Raw genomic sequence first — 16,517 nt, forward strand, 5'->3', positions numbered from 1 at the left:
CAGGCCCGAGTGCCTCAAACTCCAATTCTAAGCTGTCCACGCGGGACGGTTTGATCGCCGCTTCGGCTTCCATGGTCATTCCCTTTCGTTGGTCGCAGAGCGGGCCGATTGACCGCGCGCGCGCGCGTGTTTTTGGGTCATGTGCCAACGCGCCATTGCGGATCGACGTACTCGGCGGTCCAATCGAGGGGCTCGGAAATGGTCACCACGTTTGCCCACTCGGCCTCGTAGGCTGTGGCGATCTCGGCATCGCGGATGATGACCGCATTCTCCAGGGAACGGGTGCCGTTCACCGTCGGGTTGAATGAGCCGGTCCACACTTCGGCCGGGACGAAAGTGGGATTGCATGACCGCGTATGATCGAAGGAGCCGAACACGAAGAACTTGTGGTGCATCCGAGGCGGGATGGCGGATCGCTGTGCATGGACGCCTGCGCAGACAACGGGCGGCAGCCTGTCATCCGATGCGAACGATAGGTCGCACACACCGGCGAAATTGTACCGAGACGTACCCGGCAAGCGCTCATAGGCGGCCCGCGTCTGACCGGCCGACCAGTTTCCGGCATCTGGCCTAAGGAAGTCCTCCTTCTGCACCACGAGGCTCACGGCTTCGCGCGTCGAGAGGGCGCGCAACACGGCGGGATTTGTCAGCCACGCAACGCAGCCGATGACCACCGGCCAGCGGGATATTTGCTCGACCAGAGCGCCCTCGATGTCTCGGAAGACGCACGCCACCATTCCTCGATCGAGGTTGCTCGGCCGGTCCCGAAAGCGTTCGCCCAGCGTCCCGGGCAGCGGCGTTTCGTTAAGGTTCGGACCGGTCATAGCATCCCCTCCAGAGCAGCGAGACGAGCAATAGCCGCTTGGTTACCGGCGGCGGCAAGCGGCTCATAAGCCATCCGCAGCTCGTCAGGCGTTAGCACGCGGGACTTGCTCGCCCGGATTGCCGGCCGGCTGGCGCGGGCACGCTCGTCGGCCTCGGCGCGGAGCTGCGCGACCTTGGCCATGTTGGCCTCGGCCTCGCGGGCGAGCTGGGCGGCGTCGGCCTGCGCCTGGCGCTGGGGCTGAGACGCCGGCGCCGTCATGTTGCGCAGGTGACGCGCCTCGCGCTTCAGGTCGTTGTGCCCGGGCTGGACGGCGGCGAGGACGTTGGCGGCGCTGGGGAAGAAGCCATCGGCCGAGAGCAGCACTTCCTTGCGCGCCTCGGGCGTGAACAGGCAGGCTGGGATGCCGTGGCAGAACTCAGTGATGGCGGCGACGCGCGCGGCGAAGTCCTGCTGACCCTGCGGGTTGCGGACGGCGGCGTTGATCGGGCGCATCCACTCGGCCATGTCGCGAGCGGTGATGCTGGGCAGGTCAGCGATGGCACGGGCGCGGGCCTGGGCTTCATCCACCACATGCTGGGGCAACGGGCGACGCTCGCTCTGCCAGCCGGCTTCGGCGTTGCTGCGGGCGTTCTCGTCGTCCAGGGCCCGGGCGAGCGCCTGGGACGGTTGGCGGATCGCGATGGCGCCGGCCTGGCGCGGGGCGATGGCGTTCATTGCATGACCTCCTCGGCGCGGCTGTCCAGATCGAACTGGCGGCCCAGATCGGGGAACATCCAGCCCAGCTTGCTTTCGGGCTGTGGGGCGGAACGTGCTGGCCTGGGCTGGCGCTCTGCGTCGCGCCTGCACCAGCCGCGCCAGGTGGCGGGCCAGTCGAGCTTGGCCGCGTCCTTGCCAGCCTTGGCGTGCCAGTAGTCGCGGAAATTCTCGGCCACCCTGTTCGGATCGAGCCCGAGACGGGCCGCGTATTCGGCATCCTCGTCGTTCGGCTGCCAGTCAGGAGGCAGCCGACAGCCACGGGGGGACCGAACCTCCGAAGGAGGTGAGGGGGGTTTCTGTATCTCTGCTTCTGCCTCTGCCTCTTGGAGCTTAAGGGGGGGGTTAACCCCCCTGTTATCCTCAGACTGGACTTCGGCCTTAAGGCGGGGGTTGCCGCCCTTGCGGCCATCCTCCCTCGCCTTCTCGCGGGCGGCGTTATCCCGCACCATGCGGCGGCAGAAGATCGTGCCGTCCGGCTCGCGGCTGAACACGCCAGCTTCATCCAGCTCATTCAGATACTTGGCCACGTCGCGCTCAGGAGCCGAGGTGATCGCGGCGAGTTGGCGGGCGCTGGGCTGGCGGCCATTGATCAGCAGGAAGCCGTGACGCTCGGCCTCGGCCATGACGCACAGCATGCGCATCCACAGGCCCTGAGCAGCCAAGCTGCACGAGCGCAGCGCCTTGTCGTTCTCGTGGTCCTGCCACCAGAATTTGGACCACCGAAGCCGTTCGCTCATGGCCGCCTCCTCCCTGTGCTGGCGGAGAGGCGGACGCCCTCCGCGGTCATTGCCGCCTCGGCGTCCTCGATGCTGCGAACGATGTGGACCGGGTGGCCCAGCGCGCGGATGCGCGGGTGCAGCAGCTCCTGGCTTTCGGAGACGACGCCCCTGGGCGCCTTCACCTCCAGGAACACCACCCGCTGCGGCAGCAGCACCATCAGGTCTGGGAAGCCCGCCACAACACCACTGGCCTTGCGCAGCGCGCCATACCGTAGACGTGCACCCTCAGTTCTGCCGTCCGCTCCCCGCTCATTCTGGATGGCCGCCACGACAGCGTGCGGGAGCGCCCGGCGCAGGAAGGCAACGATGCCCTTCTGGATATCCATCTCGGGCGCGCGCCGCTTCGGCCTGGCGCCCAGCATCTCAATCTCATCCGTCAATGGCATGTCGTGCGCGACCAGCATCAGCGGCGCCCTTTCTTGGGCCTGGGCGGCGGGATCAGGCGCCGCAAGCGCGCCTCATCTATATTCAGCTCAAGCGCGGCGTAGCGATACGAGCCGCCGTGCTTCAGGATGACCGCCTGCATGCGGTTCAGTTCATCGGTGGTGATGGGCCTGGGCTCGGTCATGCCGGCACCTCGGGCTTACTCAATTCGACGTAGATTTCCCGCTTCCGCAGGCCGAGGGCGCGCAGCACCAGCGGGCCCGGCTCGCGCCGGCTGTTGAGCACGTCATTCAGGTGGCCAAGGCTCAGCCCGTGCTGGGCGGCAAATGCCGTTTGCGAGCCTGCCTCACGGACGGCGCGGTTCAGCCGGGCATAGACGCCGGCCAGGGTCAGGGGCTCAGTCGATGTCATGCTCTTGGTCCGTCCAGTCCGAGAGCATCCAGATCAGCGCGCACACAGCGAGGGCGACGCCGCCGCCAATGATGATCAGCACGGCGCTTTGCAGGATCGTGGCGATCATGCCGCCCTCCGCTGCCGGTAAAGCTCTGCTTGGCGCTTTGCGTTCTCAAGCTTTTCACCGCGCGCCAGCAGGCTCAGCACATAGCGATCAGTGATTTGACCCGCTCCCACCCTTCCCGTCTCAACACCGCTTGCGCAGCCCTCGCGCGGGTTCACCTCGGCCGGCGTGATTGAAGCGTTGGGGCACGCGGTGGCTTTGGCAGGATGGGGCGATCCGGCAGGCGGGTCAGCAGCCGGCGGAGTAGGCGAGGCCCCAATAGGTGCGCTGGCGCGGGATAATCCGCCCTCCCGGCGCAAAATGACGATGCGCGACCGCACCGCCTCCGGAGTGCGCCCCAGCACAGCGGCGATCTCCATGGACGTAGCGCCGTCAGCAAGCATGCGCCGCACGACTTCCAGGCGCTCATCGGTCCAGAACGTTTCGGGCGCGAGCGCGGGCAGATAGCGCCCCTGCTCCCGCAGCGTAGCGATGGCTCGCAACAGAGTGCGGTGCGACATGCCGAGCGCGGCCATGATGGCGGAGCGGCCCTTGCCTTGGCGGGCAAGTTCGTAGACCCAATCAGCGTTGGTCATGCGTTCCTCCCGAGCGCGCGCAGGGCCTTGTGCAGGCCGTCGCGCATGGTGTCTGTGATGAGCCCCCAGGAGCAGCCGACAGCGACAATGCCGACGCGCAGCTCGGGGAGATGTCCGCCGGCGGCGCCAAATCCGACCCAGCCGAAAGCGATCCAAATCGTCATCCGCCAAGCTCCTTGAGGGCGTGGCGCAAGTGGTTGGCGGCCTGGGCGATCTGCCCGGCATCGGCACGACCAGCGAGGCGGGCGATTTCGGAGAAAATGTCCGCGTCCACGGCCATCAGACGCACGAGGTCATCGGCGCCGGGCGCGCTCTCCCCAGCCTGCCAGCGGGCGGCGGTGCGAGGATGGACGCGGGCGAGACGGGCGAGTTGCTTGGGGGACTTGCCACGCAAGACGGTGGCAATGTTGTCCATCGTGATGACAGTCATGTCGCATGCTCCTGGATAGAGTTCGGGGCATGGACGACGTTTTCGGTAACGGCCCGGGCAGCGTTGGCGCGCTGCTCGGGCACCTCTCTGGAAAATGCGCAGGGCGCGCCAGCGACACCCGCAGTCAGACACCAGGAGAGAGGCCCAGTGCGGGGGTATCCGGCCCGCGCGGCTGCCCGGAGCGCCAGGCCTGTCCGGCCGCTGGCGACGCTGCGGGAAGGATTTGCGGCAGCCGGCCTACGCTGTTGCGCAATAACCGGCCGCCGCCCCACCATGCGCCAGGGAATGAAAGCATGGAGGTTTTGATGAAACTGTCTGGTTTGCCCGGCCCCCTTATAATGACGGCGGGGCTGGGCATCTTGGTAAGCGGCTCCCCCCAGATGGCCACTGTCGGTATATGCTTGATGGTGTGCGGCTACGCGGTCATGAGCATCGCCGGGCTCGTCAACGAGCATGAGCGCGAGGTCAGCAGCCTTCAGCGGGAAATCTGGGATTTCGGCAGCAAACTGAACGCGCTGGAACGACAGGTCGAAGACAACCGGCGCGATCAATACAAGGCTGAAAGGCGCGCCTATCTGCGAGGGTCTGGCGAGAGCTCGTGACATCAGGCCACCTCGCGCTTTGGCACGAAATCGGCGGCAGTGATCTCCCCGGAGGTAGCGTGCTCCAGCTTGGCCACAGCATCCCATGATGGCCGGCGTGTACCCGCCTCCCAGCCGTAAAGCGTTGTCAGTGGCACCCCTACGCGCCGGGCCATCGCCAAGAGCGTTAGTCGATGCTTTTCACGGTAGGCGGCGATCTGCATGCAGATGATTTCGCACACAGCGAAATTTCGCGCAAGGCGAAACTTCGCGTCCAGACGCTAAAGAAGTCCTGCTTGCAGCGCAATAATCTAGGAATGACAACGACATTGCATCAATTCCTAAGACCGCATCGCGAAGCCAGAGGGCTGACGCTGGAACAAGTTGCGAACATCACGGGCTTGTCATACAGTTACCTCTCTGATTTCGAGAGGGGCAAGAAAGGCGTGAAGCTAGAGCAGCTTGAAAAGCTGGCAGCGGCTTATGGCGTGCATCCAGTCGCGCTCTTCATGGCGCCCGAAGACGGCCCCAGAGCGGAACTAATTCGCAAAGCCTCGGAGATCGCGAGAACAAAATCCGTTGAGGCCGCCGAGGACTGGATCAAGCTAGGCGAGCGGATGCCGAGCGAAGAACCGAAGGGTTAAAGTTTTTTCGCTCTACGCGAAATTTTCTCTTTCGCACTGAGCGAAATTCCGGCATCTATGGCTCCACACCCGGAGCCGCTGGCTCCAAGAGGAGCCCGAGATGAGCGAGACGAAAAACGCCCTTACGCCGGCTGACCAGTGGGGCGAAAAGGCGGATTGGGTCGAAGCCGAAGATGGCACGATCGTTTGCCTTTCCCCGGAAGACGCCTTCGAAGAAAGCCGGGCGCTCTGGCCCCAGCGGCGCCGCCTGATCGCGGCGGCCCCGGCGCTGCTGGAGGCGCTGGATGATCTTCTGGCCTTCCACGACCACACCCACCCCCGCCACTCGGCGCTGCTCGAAGATTACCACGAAGCGTGCGTGGCTGCCGAGTTTCCTGCGAAGTCCTCCGATTTGTTGGATGACCTTATGCGGGCCGCCAGCACCGCCATCGCCTCTGCGCGCGGGGAGGGCTGAGCCATGAGCGAGACGAAGCCCCGCCGCAGCCGTGCGAAGAAGGCCGATCCTGTCCCCGCCACCGAGGTGGCCACGCCCGCCGATCCCTACCGCATCACCATCTGCCGCATCCGCGAGTGGGGCGCGTGCCAGGACGGCCGCGACTGGTTCCGCGCCAAGTTTCCGAATGGCGCCAGCTACGGTGAGACCATCGAGGCGCTGCTGTCCGATGGTCGCCGATCCGATGCCGCTTGGCTGGACTGTCACGTCATCGACGCATGGGGGGCCCAGGGCGATTTCATCGCCCAGGCTGTGGCCGATCAGATCAGGATTACGACTGCGGCGGCCGAGAAGGTGGTGGCGGGCGCCGACAGCCGCCTCGCTGCGTCGGGCGACGCCAGCCGCATCGCTGCGTCGGGCCACTACAGCCGCCTCGCTGCGGCGGGCGCCGACAGCCGCATCGCTGCGTCGGGCGACGCCAGCCGCCTCGCTGCGGCGGGCCACTACAGCCGCCTCGCTGCGGCGGGCCACTACAGCCGCCTCGCTGCGTCGGGCGACGCCAGCCGCATCGCTGCGTCGGGCGACGCCAGCCGCCTCGCTGCGGCGGGCCACTACAGCCGCCTCGCTGCGGCGGGCCACTACAGCCGCCTCGCTGCGGCGGGCGCCGACAGCCGCCTCGCTGCGGCGGGCCACTACAGCCGCCTCGCTGCGGCGGGCCACTACAGCAGCCTCGCTGCGGCGGGCGCCGACAGCCGCCTCGCTGCGTCGGGCGACGACAGCCGCATCGCTGCGGCGGGCGCCGACAGCAGCCTCGCTGCGGCGGGCGCCGACAGCAGCCTCGCTGCGGCGGGCGCCGACAGCCGCCTGACCCTCGGCCCCAATAGCTGCGGTGCCGCGGTGTGGTGGGATGGCTGTCGCTACCGGTTTGCGACCTGCACCACGGCTGATGGCGATCTGTCGCCCGGCGAGCAGAGGGTTAAGGTAGGCGTGCGGTATCGCGTTGATGGCGCCGGCCAGTTCGTGGAGGACGTGTGATGTCCTACCCCGAAGGTATCTCCTACACCCACCCGTCGAGCCCGCTTTATGCGCCGGGGCCGGATGATCTGCCGAACTACGAGCCCGAGGCGCATGCGGTGACGGAACGCCTGTGGGCGGTGGTTCACGGCGTTGGCGGGTTCACCGATGTGGCGCTGCACGAGCTGGACGCCGGCGACATCGCGATCCGCGAGCAGATGGTGGCCGCGCTGGAGGGTGCCCTGCGCCCGTTCCGCGCTGACCTGCGCCTTTCCGGCGACCGCGACGCCCGCAAGCTGGGAGAGATGCTGTGATGCCCGACACCAGCATCAGCGCGCGGATCGCGGCCATCAGCGCCGCTCTTGTCAGCGACTACGGGGACGACCTGGGCGACGTGCCGCATGCGATCTGGCCGCACACCTGCGACCTGGGCGAGGCGTATACCGCCGCCCAGGCCCTGGAAGTTGCTCACGATGGCGGCCTGCGAGCCTTGGCTGCCGGCTGCCTGCTGCATGCCCAGCACATCGCCCACAACGCCCGCGCCGTGATGGCGCGGCAGATCAAGGAGGCCGCGTGATGACCCCCACCAGCACCCCCGCGCCGCGTGAGATCAGCCAGGAGGCTGCTGCGCTGGCCATGGAAGCATGCCACATCATTGTCGCCGCTGTGAGGGCGGGGCACGACAACACGCCCGACCTACTGCTGCATCTATTGGAAGCGGCGGACCCTGCGAAAGCCGCCATCGCAGCTTCCCGCGCCGAGGTACGGTCATGAGCGCCCAGTCCAATGCTCCCGCGCTCCCCGCACCGCCCGTGGTGGTGCAGTTCCCGCGCCGGCGCCCCGTGTTCCCCGCGCGCCACATCGAAGCGCGCCCGGTCACGGATGACCGACCGAACCTGCACGACGCCTGTGCCCTGCTCCGCTCGGCCGAGGTGCTGCGCGAGCTGGCGACACAGCTTCCAGGCGACCGTACCAGCGAGACGCTGACCCAGGTGGCCGCGATCATGCACGCGCACGCTTGGGGCGATGGCGCCGAGGTCGTCCGGCTCGTCAACGTGATGGGGAGGTGGTGATGGGTGAGTTCAGCTCCGTCCGCACCGTGACCGCGGCTAAGCAGCACGTCTGCGAGGAATGCCGCCAGCCCATCCTGAAGGGTGAGCGCCACCACTACCTGGCGTTCAAATACGACGGCGATTTCAACACCCTTCGCTCGCATGTCGAATGCTCGGAAGCCCGTGTCGCGTATATGAGAGACAACGATATCGACGAAGCAGGATTCCTGATCGACGAATGGGAAAGCAGCGGCGAGCCCATGGAAAATATGGGCTTCCCGCCCATCGTCGAGGCGCGCCTTCGCCAGACGGAAGCTGACCGCGCCGCCCGCCAGGCTGCGCAGGCGGTGAAGCCGTGAGCAAGCCGATCCCGCGCCCGCCCGGCTACGATCCCGCCGTCATCGGACCGCTGACTGTCGAGGTCTACAAGAAACGGCTAGGCCCTTACGACACGGCCCGCATGCTGGAGAAGGACGACGATGGCGGCGAGAAGCTGGCCCGTCGCGCCAAGGCATACGAGCCCATCGTCAAGGCGACGCTTGACGCGCTTTCCGACATGGCCCGGGGGCAGGCATGACCATCACCTATCACCCCGAGGTCATCCAGGGCAGCGAGGAGTGGCTGGCGCTGCGGTGCGGGCTGCTCACGGCTAGCGAAATGAAGCTGATCGTGACGCCCAGCCTCAAGCCGGCTGCCAACGACAAGCAGCGCGCGCACCTGTTCGAGCTGGTCGCCCAGCGCATCAGTGGGTTCGTGGAGCCGACCTATATCGGTGACGACATGCTGCGCGGCCAGGACGACGAGATCGAGGCCCGGCAACGGTATGCCGACGCCTATGCGCCCGTGACCGCGTGCGGCTTCGTCACTAACGACGAGTGGGGCTTTACCCTCGGCTGCTCGCCTGATGGGCTGGTGGGCGATGATGGTCTGATCGAGATCAAAAGCCGCCGCCAGAAGTTCCAGGTGGCGACGATCTGCGCGCGCCAGATGCCGGACGATTACGTGATGCAGGTGCAAACCGCCCTGCTCGTGACCGGCCGGGCGTGGTGCGACTTCATCAGCTACAGCGGCGGCCTGCCGATGGTGACGCTTCGGGTTTACCCCGACAAGCGCATCCAGGCCTCCATTATCCATGCCGCTACCATGTTCGAGGAAGCGGCCTCCCAACTCGTTGAAACCTATCGCGCCAACCTGGAAGCCGACGACCTGCGCTGGCTGCCCACGGAGAGGCGCCCAGAGGAGATCATCCTGTGACCGTAGACATGAGCACCCTGGTTGCGCCCAAAAGTGACCAGCTGAATGCCGACGACCTGCAGGCCGGCCCGCGCACCGTGGTAATCACCGCGGTGAAGGGAAACGCCAACGCCGAGCAGCCGGTCTCCATCTACTTCGAGGGGGACAATGGACGCCCCTTCAAGCCGTGCAAGTCGATGCGCCGCGTCCTGCTGGCGGCATGGGGCGCGCAGGCTTCGGAATACCCGGGCCGCGCCATGACCCTCTACCGTGACCCGACCGTCACCTATGGCGGCTTCGAGACCGGCGGCATCCGGATCAGCCACATGTCGCACATCGAGCGCGACATGAACGTCGTGCTGACGGCGACCAAGACGAAGCGCGTGCCCTACAAGGTGCAGGTTCTCAAGCCCGCGGCACCGAAGCAGGCCGCCGGAGTGGACCCCGCCGTCGCGGCGCAGAACACGGCCGACGACATGGTGGCCCGCGTGAAGGCCGCTGCGACCCTGGCCGACCTCAAGGCGCTGACGGCGCACCAGGGGTTCGTCGCCCGCCAGGAGAAGCTGCGCACCGGCTATCCCGAGCTCGCCGAGAAGGTGGCTGCCGCCATCAACGACGCCATCGCCTTCCTGGACGACGGCTTCCCCGCCCCCGCCACCGGAGCGCAGGGGGAGGGGTGATCGTGGACTGGAAAGCACGACATGCCGCCGTCGTCGCGGCCGAGGGCGATGAATGGGACCACCTGAACGACGCCTACGAGGCTGATTGGCGGGAAGCCTACTGCACTGAGTTCGTCCGCTATGCCCTATTGAGGGGCTGGACGCGGGAGAATATCGACAGCGGCTGGCTTGAAGACCTGCCGCGCGATGCACCCTTCCACCACGGCCATGACGCCGACCCTGCCGAGTGCGCACGCGAGGATGTCAAGGCCTGCGAAGACGAGGCTTACCATGCCTGACGCAGCGAAGCCCGCGACCGATGAGCAGATGGAGGCCCTGCGCGCGGCCTTCGCCGGGGTATCTGTTGCCTTCGGCACGCTGATCCAGGTTGATGGAACCCCCATTACCATCGCCTCCATCCTGGCGCGCTACGACGCCGACGCCGCCGAGATCAAGGCGCTGCGGGAGGCGCTGGTTAGGGCGCGCGAGTTCATCCAGGCCGAACATGACTGCCTGCTCGAGAGCATCACGGTAGGCGGCGACCCGTCCACGATGGATGACGTAGACGCACCACATTTTGCTGAGAGCTTGCAGGCCCTCGAAGAGATCGACCGCGCACTCCTGGAGCCCAGCCGATGAGCGGGTGGGATGGGTATCCGCAGGACCGTGAGGTGCATGGTCTGCGCCTGCTGGCTGATGCAATCTCTGGTGAACTATTCGCCATGACGTGGTGGCCCGGGCACCAAAAGTGGCTGTTCGAGGGAGAATGGGGCACGCCCGAACAGATGGCGTGCCACATCTACCTCGGCCGCGTGATCACCCCCGCCCAGCACGCCACCGAAGTGGAGCAGGCGCGGAGGGAGGGGGCGCCGTTCGCTGACCTGACGGATGACGAGCGCATCGTTGGCGTCATCCGCTCCACCAACCGCAACGGTCAAGATGTCCGGGTCATGGTCAAGCAGTGGGACTGCTTCGATGGCGCGCCTCCGCACATTACTATCGCCGTTCATGTAGGCGAAGGCCGCTGGGTGGAAGCCGAGATGAAGCCCGAGGACGCACTGAAGGTAGTGCATCTCGCGCTTCTCAAGCCTGCCATCCGCGCGCGGGGAGGCTCCGATGCAGGGTGATCAGGATCTGATTGAGGCCGCTGCCGGAGACGCGAAGGTGCTGACCTACCTGCGCTTCATGGATGACAGCGGCTGGGGCCGCTTCATCGTCGGTAAGCGCTGCCACGACGAGCGTCGCGTCTTCGCCTTGGCGGAGATTGGGCTTGTCTCGTCAGCCACGGCGCCGATCCAGGAGCGCGGCGACTGGAAACTCAACCTGACCCACCTTGGCATGGACCTGCGCAAGGCGCTGCTGCGCCTCGGACGGGAGGAAGATTGCGATGTCTAAGGACGAGATCATCGAAGCGATGGCGCGGGCGATCCGGGAGGCGCCGTTGCGGGCGTTCCGGGCTGCTGCGGCTGCGGTGGATGAGACGGCGCCGCTGTCCGATGCTGACCTGCGCAACGCCACCGCCACCCTCTCTGCCCTCACCTCCACCATCCCCGGAGGCGAGGCCGCGCTGATGGCGCTGGTCAATGGGGAGGCGACGCTTGTTCCTGCTCGCGGTGGCATCACGCCGCAGATGGAGGTGGCGGCGGAACGCAACCTGGAGGAGCAGTTCAAGGGCTCGGATTGGGAGGACGCAAAGGAAGTGCTGGAGGGGCTGAGCCTGCGCGCCATCTATCGTGCGGCCGTGTCCGCCACCCCCTACGCAGCCAAGGAGGGGCGGGATGCCTGATAACAACGGCTGGCTGCCGATTGAGAGCGCGCCCAGGGATGGAACATTCGTTCTGCTTTGGGACCGTGTTGTCGGCTTACTGCATGGGTGGTGGGACGGCAAGCATTGGGTCCATTCCTGGGATAGCGAAATCATCCCAGGGCAGCGTGATTTGACCCACTGGCGCCCCCTGCCCGCGCCGCCGGGAGGTGGGGATGCCGATCAGGGCTGAGAACCGTTCGCTATATCCAGACAACTGGCCCGACATCAGCCTCCGCATACGCCGGGATCGTGCAGGATGGCGGTGCGAGCAATTCGACCTCGAAGGTATTCGCTGCATGGCTAAGCAGGGCATGGCACACCCGATCACCGGAAGCGTAGTCGTGCTGACCGTGGCCCACCTCGATCATCAACCATGGAACTGCGCAGACGAAAACCTGAAGGCCATGTGCCAGCGATGCCATAACCGATACGACGCACCTATGCGGCGGGCAGGCATCCAGGCCAGGGCTCGGGAGAGCATGCGCACGCCCGACCTGCTGGACCTGATCGGAGCCACCCCATGACCGCCCAGCCTGATACGGGGAGAGTTCCTGTGCGCGTGCAGCTGAAGCGCCTGAAGGGTTGGCGCATGCCACCTGGGACCATTGCGGTCACGCGCCCTGGCCCGTGGGGGAATTATGCCGGCCCGACAGCGCGGCATTACCGGGAGGATGTGGCTGGGATGTCGAATGCCGATCGGGCTTTCTTCTTCGACCGCTTGAAGGAAATCCGAGGCAAGAACCTCGCCTGCTGGTGCCGCCTCGATCAGGAATGTCACGCCGACGTTTTGCTGGAACTGGCCAATGCGCCAGAGATAGGAGGCGCCGATGACCGGCCAGCCTGACGCTGAGAGGGTGCCGTGGTGGGGCGCCCGTCTCTACCGCCGATGGCATGACTGGCGTGAATGGAAGCGCCGAGACCGGGAAGAAATCTTTGTGGCAAGCGCGGAGTTCTCCACGGTTTGGACCGAGAGCGGCGAAAAGACCGGGGATATCACGACCTACATCGTGTCCTTCTTCATCGACGGGAACGGAACCCGCTGGTCAACTGTGGATCGCGAAGGCACGCACAGAGGCGAATTCGGCGAAGAGCGTCATATCCACATGCGTCAGTGCCGACATGAGTGGCGTGAATTTGGCGATCTGCCGTCCTGGGCGCGGCGTCCAGCATCTACTCCAAAAGGGAAGCTTGTGTTGATCAAGGGGGGCCTTAATGACAGGCCAGTCTAACGCCGCCGCCGAACGCAGCGCCCATGTGGTGCGAGAGCGCCCGGCAAACGAGCCAGACCCGCACGGCCCAGACGGCACGCACCCTATCGTCCTGCTGCCAGATGGCCGTTGGATATGCCGAGCCGTGTGGCGGCTGCGTCAGCGGTTGAAGGGAGGCTCCGATGGGTGATGCCCTGCTGACACTGGCTGATATGCAGGCCCGGCTGCATTGCGGTCGGACTTGGCTTCTCAGCCACCTCAAGGACCACCCGCACTATGCCGGTGGCCCTACCCATCGGCGCGCCGGGCGCCGTATCGTCGCATCTGAGGCCGATTTCGCGCGGTTGGTGGAGAGCCTGGAATGCCCCTCAAGGTTGTCTCGCGCCCCGGAACTGCCATCCTCTATGTCCGTGGCACGGTCAGAGGACAAAGCATTTTCGAGAGCACGGGCACTTCTAAACCCGAAAAAGCCGAAGCCTACCGATCGAAGCGGGAAGCGGAGCTCTGGGACCGTAGCGTCTATGGCGCCCGGGCGGTCGTCACCTTTGCGCACGCCGTAGCGTCCTATCTGGAAGACCGCGAACGGCGCCCAGCAGACAAGGCGCTGATAAGCAAGCTGCTGGATCATTACGGCACAACCCAGCTCGGCAAGATCACCCAGGAAACGCTGCCGGGCGCCTATCGTGCGTGCCTCAAGAAGGGCCTTGAGGCAGCGCCGGCCACCAAGCTGCGAAACGTGCTGGTGCCGCTCCGAGCGATCCTCGAGCATGCCGCCATCATGGGCTGGTGCGCGCGGCCCGCCTTCAAATCGCCGGAAGTTCCGAAGCAGGTCACACCGTATCTGCGCCCCGCTGAGGCAACCGCCCTTGTACAGGCCGCAGCGCCGCACCTACGCCCGCTTCTGGTGCTCTTGATCGGCACAGGTGTGCGCCTGTCTGAGGCGCTGGAACTGGATTGGAGCAAGGTGGACCTGCGAGGCGGCAGGGCGACGGTATGGCAGAAGCAGCAAGACGAGCGAGATGTGGAATTGCCCCCCGCTGTCCTTGCGGCGCTCTCTGCGCTCCCGCACCGCAAGGGGCCCGTGTTCCGGCCTCCGGCGCGCGCAGGCCGCAAGGTGGCGAGCTATAGAGACAACGGCCGAGAGGGCGGTGGCCAAATCAAAACTGGTTGGGCTGGCGCGCGAAAGCGGGCCGGTCTGTCAGCCGAGCTCACGCCACACGACTGCCGTCATACCTGGGCGACATGGCACTATTGCATCCACAAGGATCTTCAGCGGCTGCGTGATGAGGGCGGCTGGGGCTCTGTGAAGATGGTGGAGCGGTATGCCAAGCGCATGCCGGATGCCTATCGTAAGGATGCCATGGCGTGGCTGGATGGGCGAGCAAAATCCGTGCAGGCAGGTAGCGGGCTGGCCAAAAAACAGCGGAAGTCCTAGCCTTCTTGCAAGCAGACCGCGCCCTTGGTAAGGGAGAGGTCGAGAGTTCAATCCTCTCTGGCAGCACCATCCTTCCCCTGATATCGCTGGTTTTTAGCCCCATGAGCGCACCCGACGCCCAGGCCCCGAAACCGCCCCCGAGCGCCGCAGAGCAGCGCGAGGCCCGCCTGGCCGCCGCCCTGCGGGAGAACCTGCGCCGGCGCAAGACCCAGGCCCGCGCCCGGGCCGAATCGCCCGACGCACCCGCCCCCCCTGGGTCCACCCCCGACCAAACCAAAGCCCAGCCCTGACTTCACCACCGGTTGCCCGCCCCCCGGCACTGGACTAGACCCGAGCCGCCAGAGCCCTGAGGGGGAGTTCCGCCATGTCCATCATGCCCGATAGCTGGATCCGCCGGATGGCGGAGGAACACGGCATGATCGAGCCCTTCTCCCCCGCCCAGAAGCGGGAGGGGATCATCAGCTACGGCCTGTCCTCCTATGGCTATGACGCCCGGGCCTCGAACGAATTCAAGATCTTCACCAATGTGGACAACGCGGTGGTGGACCCGAAATCGTTCTCGGACACCGGCTTCGTCACCCGCACGCAGGATGTCTGCATCATCCCGCCCAACTCCTTCGTGCTGACCCACACAGTGGAATATTTCCGGATCCCGCGCGACGTGCTGGTGATCTGCCTCGGCAAATCCACCTATGCCCGCTGCGGGCTGATCGTGAACGTCACCCCGCTGGAACCCGAATGGGAAGGCCAAGTGACGATCGAGATCAGCAACACCACCCCCCTGCCCGCCAAGGTCTATGCCAATGAGGGCATCTGCCAGTTCATTTTCCTGAAGGGCGAGGGCGCGCCCGAGGTGAGCTACGCCGACCGCGCGGGCAAATACATGGGCCAGCGCGGCGTGGCGCTGCCGAGGCTCTGACGATGGACCGCATCCGCATCCGTGGCGGCCGCCCGCTGAACGGCATCATCCCCATCTCCGGCGCCAAGAACGCCGTGCTGGCGCTGATGCCGGCCGCCCTGCTGGCCGAGACGCCGCTGCACCTGTCCAACGTGCCGGACCTGGCCGATGTGGCCACCATGTCCGCCCTGTTGCGCCAGCTCGGCCTGTCGGTGGAACACGACAAGGCCGCCAAGACGCTGGCCATCGGCGGCCAGGCGACCTCCTATGAGGCGCCCTATGACATCGTGCGCAAGATGCGCGCCTCCGTGCTCGTGCTGGGGCCGCTGGTGGCGCGCCAGGGCATCGCGCGCGTCTCCCTGCCCGGCGGCTGCGCCATCGGCACCCGCCCCGTGGACCTGCACCTGAAGGGGCTGGAGGCCATGGGCGCGACCATCACGGTCGAATCCGGCTATATCGAGGCCCGCGCCCCCGCCAATGGCCTGAAGGGCGCGCGCTTCATCTTCCCCGTGGTCAGCGTCGGCGCCACCGAGAACCTGATGCTGGCCGCCGCCATGGCCGAAGGCGAGACCGAGCTGCAGAACGCGGCGCGCGAGCCCGAGATCGAGGATCTGGCCCTGTGCCTGATGCGCATGGGCGCGCGCATCGAGGGGCTGGGCACCGGCGTGCTGCGCATCCAGGGCAGCCCCAGCCTGACCGGCGCGCACCACCCCGTGCTGCCGGACCGTATCGAGGCCGGCAGCTTCGCCTGCGCCGCCGCCATCACGGGCGGCGAGGTGCTGTTGCAGGGCGCGCGCATCGACCATCTCGGCTCCGTCGCGCGCGTGCTGCGGGAAGCGGGGGTGGGCGTGAACGAGGAACCCGCCGGCCTGCGCATCAGCCGCATCAACGGCCTGCACGGCGTGGATGTGGTCACCGAGCCCTTCCCCGGCTTCGCCACCGACATGCAGGCGCAGTTCATGTCCCTGATGTGCCTGGCCCAGGGGGCCAGCATGGTGACGGAGACGATCTTCGAGAACCGCTTCATGCATGTGCCCGAGCTGAACCGCATGGGCGCGCGCATCAATGTGCATGGGTCGAGCGCCATCGTGCGCGGCGTGCCCTCGCTGTCCGGCGCGCCCGTCATGGCGACGGATCTGCGCGCCTCCATCTCCCTGGTTCTGGCGGGCCTCGCCGCGCGCGGCGAGACCATCGTGAACCGCGTCTATCACCTGGATCGGGGCTATGAGCGGCTTGAGGAGAAACTCGCCGCCGTGGGTGCCGATATCGAACGGCTGAGCTGAATC

35 protein-coding genes are annotated in these 16,517 nt (G+C 66.4%); 24 read left to right on the forward strand and 11 right to left on the reverse strand.

Features of this window, described 5'->3' with window-relative positions; all coding sequences use genetic code 11:
- Positions 1–137 precede the first annotated feature (137 nt).
- From GT007_RS02115 to GT007_RS02155, 10 genes are read right to left on the reverse strand one after another with little or no spacing between them, the layout of a single operon-like run.
- Positions 138–824, reverse strand: coding sequence for a phospholipase D-like domain-containing protein (locus GT007_RS02115; protein WP_160119896.1), 687 nt, complete (start codon positions 822–824; stop codon positions 138–140).
- Positions 821–1,540, reverse strand: a complete 720-nt coding sequence (locus GT007_RS02120; RefSeq protein ID WP_160119897.1) for a hypothetical protein — start codon at positions 1,538–1,540, stop codon at positions 821–823. Before GT007_RS02120 ends, GT007_RS02115 begins: the two co-directional genes overlap by 4 nt.
- Entirely contained in the window at positions 1,537–2,319 is a 783-nt protein-coding gene (locus GT007_RS02125) for a hypothetical protein (RefSeq protein ID WP_160119898.1), read from the reverse strand. The genes GT007_RS02120 and GT007_RS02125 overlap by 4 nt, the downstream gene beginning before the upstream one ends.
- Positions 2,316–2,765: a VRR-NUC domain-containing protein gene (locus GT007_RS02130; RefSeq protein ID WP_160119899.1), complete on the reverse strand. Its 450-nt coding sequence runs from the start codon at positions 2,763–2,765 to the stop codon at positions 2,316–2,318. The genes GT007_RS02125 and GT007_RS02130 overlap by 4 nt, the downstream gene beginning before the upstream one ends.
- Positions 2,765–2,929, reverse strand: a complete 165-nt coding sequence (locus tag GT007_RS02135) for a hypothetical protein (RefSeq protein WP_160119900.1) — start codon at positions 2,927–2,929, stop codon at positions 2,765–2,767. The genes GT007_RS02130 and GT007_RS02135 overlap by 1 nt, the downstream gene beginning before the upstream one ends.
- A complete protein-coding gene (locus GT007_RS02140) occupies positions 2,926–3,156 on the reverse strand; it encodes a transcriptional regulator (protein WP_160119901.1) in 231 nt (76 codons plus the stop codon). Before GT007_RS02140 ends, GT007_RS02135 begins: the two co-directional genes overlap by 4 nt.
- Positions 3,143–3,265 carry a hypothetical protein gene (locus GT007_RS22725; protein WP_268894535.1) on the reverse strand — a complete coding sequence of 41 codons (123 nt, stop codon included), beginning with the start codon at positions 3,263–3,265 and terminating at the stop codon, positions 3,143–3,145. Before GT007_RS22725 ends, GT007_RS02140 begins: the two co-directional genes overlap by 14 nt.
- Positions 3,262–3,837, reverse strand: coding sequence for a hypothetical protein (locus GT007_RS02145; RefSeq protein ID WP_160119902.1), 576 nt, complete (start codon positions 3,835–3,837; stop codon positions 3,262–3,264). The genes GT007_RS22725 and GT007_RS02145 overlap by 4 nt, the downstream gene beginning before the upstream one ends.
- Positions 3,834–4,001: a hypothetical protein gene (locus tag GT007_RS02150; RefSeq protein ID WP_160119903.1), complete on the reverse strand. Its 168-nt coding sequence runs from the start codon at positions 3,999–4,001 to the stop codon at positions 3,834–3,836. Before GT007_RS02150 ends, GT007_RS02145 begins: the two co-directional genes overlap by 4 nt.
- A complete protein-coding gene (locus GT007_RS02155) occupies positions 3,998–4,267 on the reverse strand; it encodes a helix-turn-helix domain-containing protein (protein ID WP_160119904.1) in 270 nt (89 codons plus the stop codon). The genes GT007_RS02150 and GT007_RS02155 overlap by 4 nt, the downstream gene beginning before the upstream one ends.
- Before the next feature lie 29 nt (positions 4,268–4,296).
- On the opposite strand from GT007_RS02155, the gene GT007_RS02160 reads away from it, so the two are divergent.
- Positions 4,297–4,869, forward strand: coding sequence for a hypothetical protein (locus GT007_RS02160; RefSeq protein ID WP_160119905.1), 573 nt, complete (start codon positions 4,297–4,299; stop codon positions 4,867–4,869).
- A 2-nt stretch (positions 4,870–4,871) separates the two neighbouring features.
- Here GT007_RS02160 and GT007_RS02165 read toward each other — a convergent pair whose 3' ends face one another.
- A complete protein-coding gene (locus GT007_RS02165) occupies positions 4,872–5,072 on the reverse strand; it encodes a helix-turn-helix domain-containing protein (protein WP_160119906.1) in 201 nt (66 codons plus the stop codon).
- Here GT007_RS02165 and GT007_RS02170 point away from each other — a divergent pair.
- From GT007_RS02170 to murA, 23 genes are all read left to right on the forward strand, one after another.
- Positions 5,043–5,492: a helix-turn-helix domain-containing protein gene (locus GT007_RS02170; RefSeq protein ID WP_201451767.1), complete on the forward strand. Its 450-nt coding sequence runs from the start codon at positions 5,043–5,045 to the stop codon at positions 5,490–5,492. The genes GT007_RS02165 and GT007_RS02170 overlap by 30 nt on opposite strands.
- A gap of 100 nt (positions 5,493–5,592) precedes the next feature.
- Positions 5,593–5,946, forward strand: coding sequence for a hypothetical protein (locus GT007_RS02175; protein WP_160119907.1), 354 nt, complete (start codon positions 5,593–5,595; stop codon positions 5,944–5,946).
- 3 nt (positions 5,947–5,949) lie between these two features.
- A complete protein-coding gene (locus tag GT007_RS02180) occupies positions 5,950–6,960 on the forward strand; it encodes a YdhT family protein (RefSeq protein ID WP_160119908.1) in 1,011 nt (336 codons plus the stop codon).
- Entirely contained in the window at positions 6,960–7,253 is a 294-nt protein-coding gene (locus GT007_RS02185; RefSeq protein WP_160119909.1) for a hypothetical protein, read from the forward strand. The genes GT007_RS02180 and GT007_RS02185 overlap by 1 nt, the downstream gene beginning before the upstream one ends.
- On the forward strand, positions 7,253–7,516 hold the full coding sequence (locus GT007_RS02190) for a hypothetical protein (RefSeq protein WP_160119910.1): 264 nt from the start codon (positions 7,253–7,255) through the stop codon (positions 7,514–7,516). Before GT007_RS02185 ends, GT007_RS02190 begins: the two co-directional genes overlap by 1 nt.
- Positions 7,516–7,713 (forward strand): hypothetical protein, encoded by a 198-nt coding sequence (locus GT007_RS02195; protein WP_160119911.1) that lies wholly within the window; start codon positions 7,516–7,518, stop codon positions 7,711–7,713. The genes GT007_RS02190 and GT007_RS02195 overlap by 1 nt, the downstream gene beginning before the upstream one ends.
- The gene (locus GT007_RS02200) at positions 7,710–8,012 is read left to right on the forward strand and encodes a hypothetical protein (protein ID WP_160119912.1); all 303 of its coding nucleotides are present in this window, start codon (positions 7,710–7,712) and stop codon (positions 8,010–8,012) included. Before GT007_RS02195 ends, GT007_RS02200 begins: the two co-directional genes overlap by 4 nt.
- Positions 8,012–8,350, forward strand: coding sequence for a hypothetical protein (locus tag GT007_RS02205; RefSeq protein WP_160119913.1), 339 nt, complete (start codon positions 8,012–8,014; stop codon positions 8,348–8,350). Before GT007_RS02200 ends, GT007_RS02205 begins: the two co-directional genes overlap by 1 nt.
- Positions 8,347–8,568, forward strand: coding sequence for a hypothetical protein (locus tag GT007_RS02210; protein ID WP_160119914.1), 222 nt, complete (start codon positions 8,347–8,349; stop codon positions 8,566–8,568). The genes GT007_RS02205 and GT007_RS02210 overlap by 4 nt, the downstream gene beginning before the upstream one ends.
- Positions 8,565–9,245 carry a lambda exonuclease family protein gene (locus GT007_RS02215; protein ID WP_160119915.1) on the forward strand — a complete coding sequence of 227 codons (681 nt, stop codon included), beginning with the start codon at positions 8,565–8,567 and terminating at the stop codon, positions 9,243–9,245. The genes GT007_RS02210 and GT007_RS02215 overlap by 4 nt, the downstream gene beginning before the upstream one ends.
- Positions 9,246–9,253: 8 nt before the next feature.
- Positions 9,254–9,904, forward strand: coding sequence for a hypothetical protein (locus GT007_RS02220; RefSeq protein ID WP_160119916.1), 651 nt, complete (start codon positions 9,254–9,256; stop codon positions 9,902–9,904).
- Positions 9,901–10,182: a hypothetical protein gene (locus tag GT007_RS02225; RefSeq protein WP_160119917.1), complete on the forward strand. Its 282-nt coding sequence runs from the start codon at positions 9,901–9,903 to the stop codon at positions 10,180–10,182. Before GT007_RS02220 ends, GT007_RS02225 begins: the two co-directional genes overlap by 4 nt.
- The gene (locus tag GT007_RS02230; protein WP_160119918.1) at positions 10,175–10,522 is read left to right on the forward strand and encodes a hypothetical protein; all 348 of its coding nucleotides are present in this window, start codon (positions 10,175–10,177) and stop codon (positions 10,520–10,522) included. Before GT007_RS02225 ends, GT007_RS02230 begins: the two co-directional genes overlap by 8 nt.
- Positions 10,519–11,010: a hypothetical protein gene (locus tag GT007_RS02235; RefSeq protein WP_160119919.1), complete on the forward strand. Its 492-nt coding sequence runs from the start codon at positions 10,519–10,521 to the stop codon at positions 11,008–11,010. The genes GT007_RS02230 and GT007_RS02235 overlap by 4 nt, the downstream gene beginning before the upstream one ends.
- The gene (locus GT007_RS02240) at positions 11,000–11,278 is read left to right on the forward strand and encodes a hypothetical protein (protein ID WP_160119681.1); all 279 of its coding nucleotides are present in this window, start codon (positions 11,000–11,002) and stop codon (positions 11,276–11,278) included. Before GT007_RS02235 ends, GT007_RS02240 begins: the two co-directional genes overlap by 11 nt.
- A complete protein-coding gene (locus GT007_RS02245) occupies positions 11,271–11,669 on the forward strand; it encodes a hypothetical protein (RefSeq protein WP_160119682.1) in 399 nt (132 codons plus the stop codon). The genes GT007_RS02240 and GT007_RS02245 overlap by 8 nt, the downstream gene beginning before the upstream one ends.
- On the forward strand, positions 11,662–11,880 hold the full coding sequence (locus GT007_RS02250; protein WP_160119920.1) for a DUF551 domain-containing protein: 219 nt from the start codon (positions 11,662–11,664) through the stop codon (positions 11,878–11,880). Before GT007_RS02245 ends, GT007_RS02250 begins: the two co-directional genes overlap by 8 nt.
- Before the next feature lie 330 nt (positions 11,881–12,210).
- Positions 12,211–12,534, forward strand: coding sequence for a DUF4326 domain-containing protein (locus GT007_RS02255; RefSeq protein WP_160119921.1), 324 nt, complete (start codon positions 12,211–12,213; stop codon positions 12,532–12,534).
- Positions 12,518–12,919 (forward strand): hypothetical protein, encoded by a 402-nt coding sequence (locus GT007_RS02260; protein ID WP_160119922.1) that lies wholly within the window; start codon positions 12,518–12,520, stop codon positions 12,917–12,919. Before GT007_RS02255 ends, GT007_RS02260 begins: the two co-directional genes overlap by 17 nt.
- Positions 12,920–13,259: 340 nt before the next feature.
- Complete coding sequence (locus GT007_RS02265; RefSeq protein WP_160119923.1) at positions 13,260–14,333, forward strand: tyrosine-type recombinase/integrase; 1,074 nt, start codon at positions 13,260–13,262, stop codon at positions 14,331–14,333.
- Positions 14,334–14,434: 101 nt separating this feature from the next.
- Positions 14,435–14,623, forward strand: coding sequence for a hypothetical protein (locus GT007_RS02270; protein ID WP_160119924.1), 189 nt, complete (start codon positions 14,435–14,437; stop codon positions 14,621–14,623).
- A 74-nt stretch (positions 14,624–14,697) separates the two neighbouring features.
- Positions 14,698–15,252 carry a dCTP deaminase gene (gene dcd / locus GT007_RS02275; protein WP_160119925.1) on the forward strand — a complete coding sequence of 185 codons (555 nt, stop codon included), beginning with the start codon at positions 14,698–14,700 and terminating at the stop codon, positions 15,250–15,252.
- Positions 15,253–15,254: 2 nt separating this feature from the next.
- Positions 15,255–16,514 (forward strand): UDP-N-acetylglucosamine 1-carboxyvinyltransferase, encoded by a 1,260-nt coding sequence (gene murA, locus GT007_RS02280; protein ID WP_160119926.1) that lies wholly within the window; start codon positions 15,255–15,257, stop codon positions 16,512–16,514.
- The last annotated feature ends 3 nt before the right edge of the window (positions 16,515–16,517 follow it).

The organism is Rhodovarius lipocyclicus (assembly GCF_009900765.1).
GTDB lineage: Bacteria > Pseudomonadota > Alphaproteobacteria > Acetobacterales > Acetobacteraceae > Rhodovarius > Rhodovarius lipocyclicus.

Bases quoted from the DNA above. Each gene is read 5' to 3' on its own strand.
- GT007_RS02115 (WP_160119896.1), bottom strand. From the start codon at position 824: ATGACCGGTCCGAACCTTAACGAAACGCCGCTGCCCGGGACGCTGGGC.
- GT007_RS02120 (WP_160119897.1), bottom strand. From the start codon at position 1,540: ATGAACGCCATCGCCCCGCGCCAGGCCGGCGCCATCGCGATCCGCCAA.
- GT007_RS02125 (WP_160119898.1), bottom strand. From the start codon at position 2,319: ATGAGCGAACGGCTTCGGTGGTCCAAATTCTGGTGGCAGGACCACGAG.
- GT007_RS02130 (WP_160119899.1), bottom strand. From the start codon at position 2,765: ATGCTGGTCGCGCACGACATGCCATTGACGGATGAGATTGAGATGCTG.
- GT007_RS02135 (WP_160119900.1), bottom strand. From the start codon at position 2,929: ATGACCGAGCCCAGGCCCATCACCACCGATGAACTGAACCGCATGCAG.
- GT007_RS02140 (WP_160119901.1), bottom strand. From the start codon at position 3,156: ATGACATCGACTGAGCCCCTGACCCTGGCCGGCGTCTATGCCCGGCTG.
- GT007_RS22725 (WP_268894535.1), bottom strand. From the start codon at position 3,265: ATGATCGCCACGATCCTGCAAAGCGCCGTGCTGATCATCATTGGCGGC.
- GT007_RS02145 (WP_160119902.1), bottom strand. From the start codon at position 3,837: ATGACCAACGCTGATTGGGTCTACGAACTTGCCCGCCAAGGCAAGGGC.
- GT007_RS02150 (WP_160119903.1), bottom strand. From the start codon at position 4,001: ATGACGATTTGGATCGCTTTCGGCTGGGTCGGATTTGGCGCCGCCGGC.
- GT007_RS02155 (WP_160119904.1), bottom strand. From the start codon at position 4,267: ATGACTGTCATCACGATGGACAACATTGCCACCGTCTTGCGTGGCAAG.
- GT007_RS02160 (WP_160119905.1), top strand. From the start codon at position 4,297: ATGGACGACGTTTTCGGTAACGGCCCGGGCAGCGTTGGCGCGCTGCTC.
- GT007_RS02170 (WP_201451767.1), top strand. From the start codon at position 5,043: ATGCTTTTCACGGTAGGCGGCGATCTGCATGCAGATGATTTCGCACAC.
- GT007_RS02165 (WP_160119906.1), bottom strand. From the start codon at position 5,072: ATGCAGATCGCCGCCTACCGTGAAAAGCATCGACTAACGCTCTTGGCG.
- GT007_RS02175 (WP_160119907.1), top strand. From the start codon at position 5,593: ATGAGCGAGACGAAAAACGCCCTTACGCCGGCTGACCAGTGGGGCGAA.
- GT007_RS02180 (WP_160119908.1), top strand. From the start codon at position 5,950: ATGAGCGAGACGAAGCCCCGCCGCAGCCGTGCGAAGAAGGCCGATCCT.
- GT007_RS02185 (WP_160119909.1), top strand. From the start codon at position 6,960: ATGTCCTACCCCGAAGGTATCTCCTACACCCACCCGTCGAGCCCGCTT.
- GT007_RS02190 (WP_160119910.1), top strand. From the start codon at position 7,253: ATGCCCGACACCAGCATCAGCGCGCGGATCGCGGCCATCAGCGCCGCT.
- GT007_RS02195 (WP_160119911.1), top strand. From the start codon at position 7,516: ATGACCCCCACCAGCACCCCCGCGCCGCGTGAGATCAGCCAGGAGGCT.
- GT007_RS02200 (WP_160119912.1), top strand. From the start codon at position 7,710: ATGAGCGCCCAGTCCAATGCTCCCGCGCTCCCCGCACCGCCCGTGGTG.
- GT007_RS02205 (WP_160119913.1), top strand. From the start codon at position 8,012: ATGGGTGAGTTCAGCTCCGTCCGCACCGTGACCGCGGCTAAGCAGCAC.
- GT007_RS02215 (WP_160119915.1), top strand. From the start codon at position 8,565: ATGACCATCACCTATCACCCCGAGGTCATCCAGGGCAGCGAGGAGTGG.
- GT007_RS02220 (WP_160119916.1), top strand. From the start codon at position 9,254: ATGAGCACCCTGGTTGCGCCCAAAAGTGACCAGCTGAATGCCGACGAC.
- GT007_RS02230 (WP_160119918.1), top strand. From the start codon at position 10,175: ATGCCTGACGCAGCGAAGCCCGCGACCGATGAGCAGATGGAGGCCCTG.
- GT007_RS02235 (WP_160119919.1), top strand. From the start codon at position 10,519: ATGAGCGGGTGGGATGGGTATCCGCAGGACCGTGAGGTGCATGGTCTG.
- GT007_RS02240 (WP_160119681.1), top strand. From the start codon at position 11,000: ATGCAGGGTGATCAGGATCTGATTGAGGCCGCTGCCGGAGACGCGAAG.
- GT007_RS02245 (WP_160119682.1), top strand. From the start codon at position 11,271: ATGTCTAAGGACGAGATCATCGAAGCGATGGCGCGGGCGATCCGGGAG.
- GT007_RS02250 (WP_160119920.1), top strand. From the start codon at position 11,662: ATGCCTGATAACAACGGCTGGCTGCCGATTGAGAGCGCGCCCAGGGAT.
- GT007_RS02255 (WP_160119921.1), top strand. From the start codon at position 12,211: ATGACCGCCCAGCCTGATACGGGGAGAGTTCCTGTGCGCGTGCAGCTG.
- GT007_RS02260 (WP_160119922.1), top strand. From the start codon at position 12,518: ATGACCGGCCAGCCTGACGCTGAGAGGGTGCCGTGGTGGGGCGCCCGT.
- GT007_RS02265 (WP_160119923.1), top strand. From the start codon at position 13,260: ATGCCCCTCAAGGTTGTCTCGCGCCCCGGAACTGCCATCCTCTATGTC.
- GT007_RS02270 (WP_160119924.1), top strand. From the start codon at position 14,435: ATGAGCGCACCCGACGCCCAGGCCCCGAAACCGCCCCCGAGCGCCGCA.
- dcd (WP_160119925.1), top strand. From the start codon at position 14,698: ATGTCCATCATGCCCGATAGCTGGATCCGCCGGATGGCGGAGGAACAC.
- murA (WP_160119926.1), top strand. From the start codon at position 15,255: ATGGACCGCATCCGCATCCGTGGCGGCCGCCCGCTGAACGGCATCATC.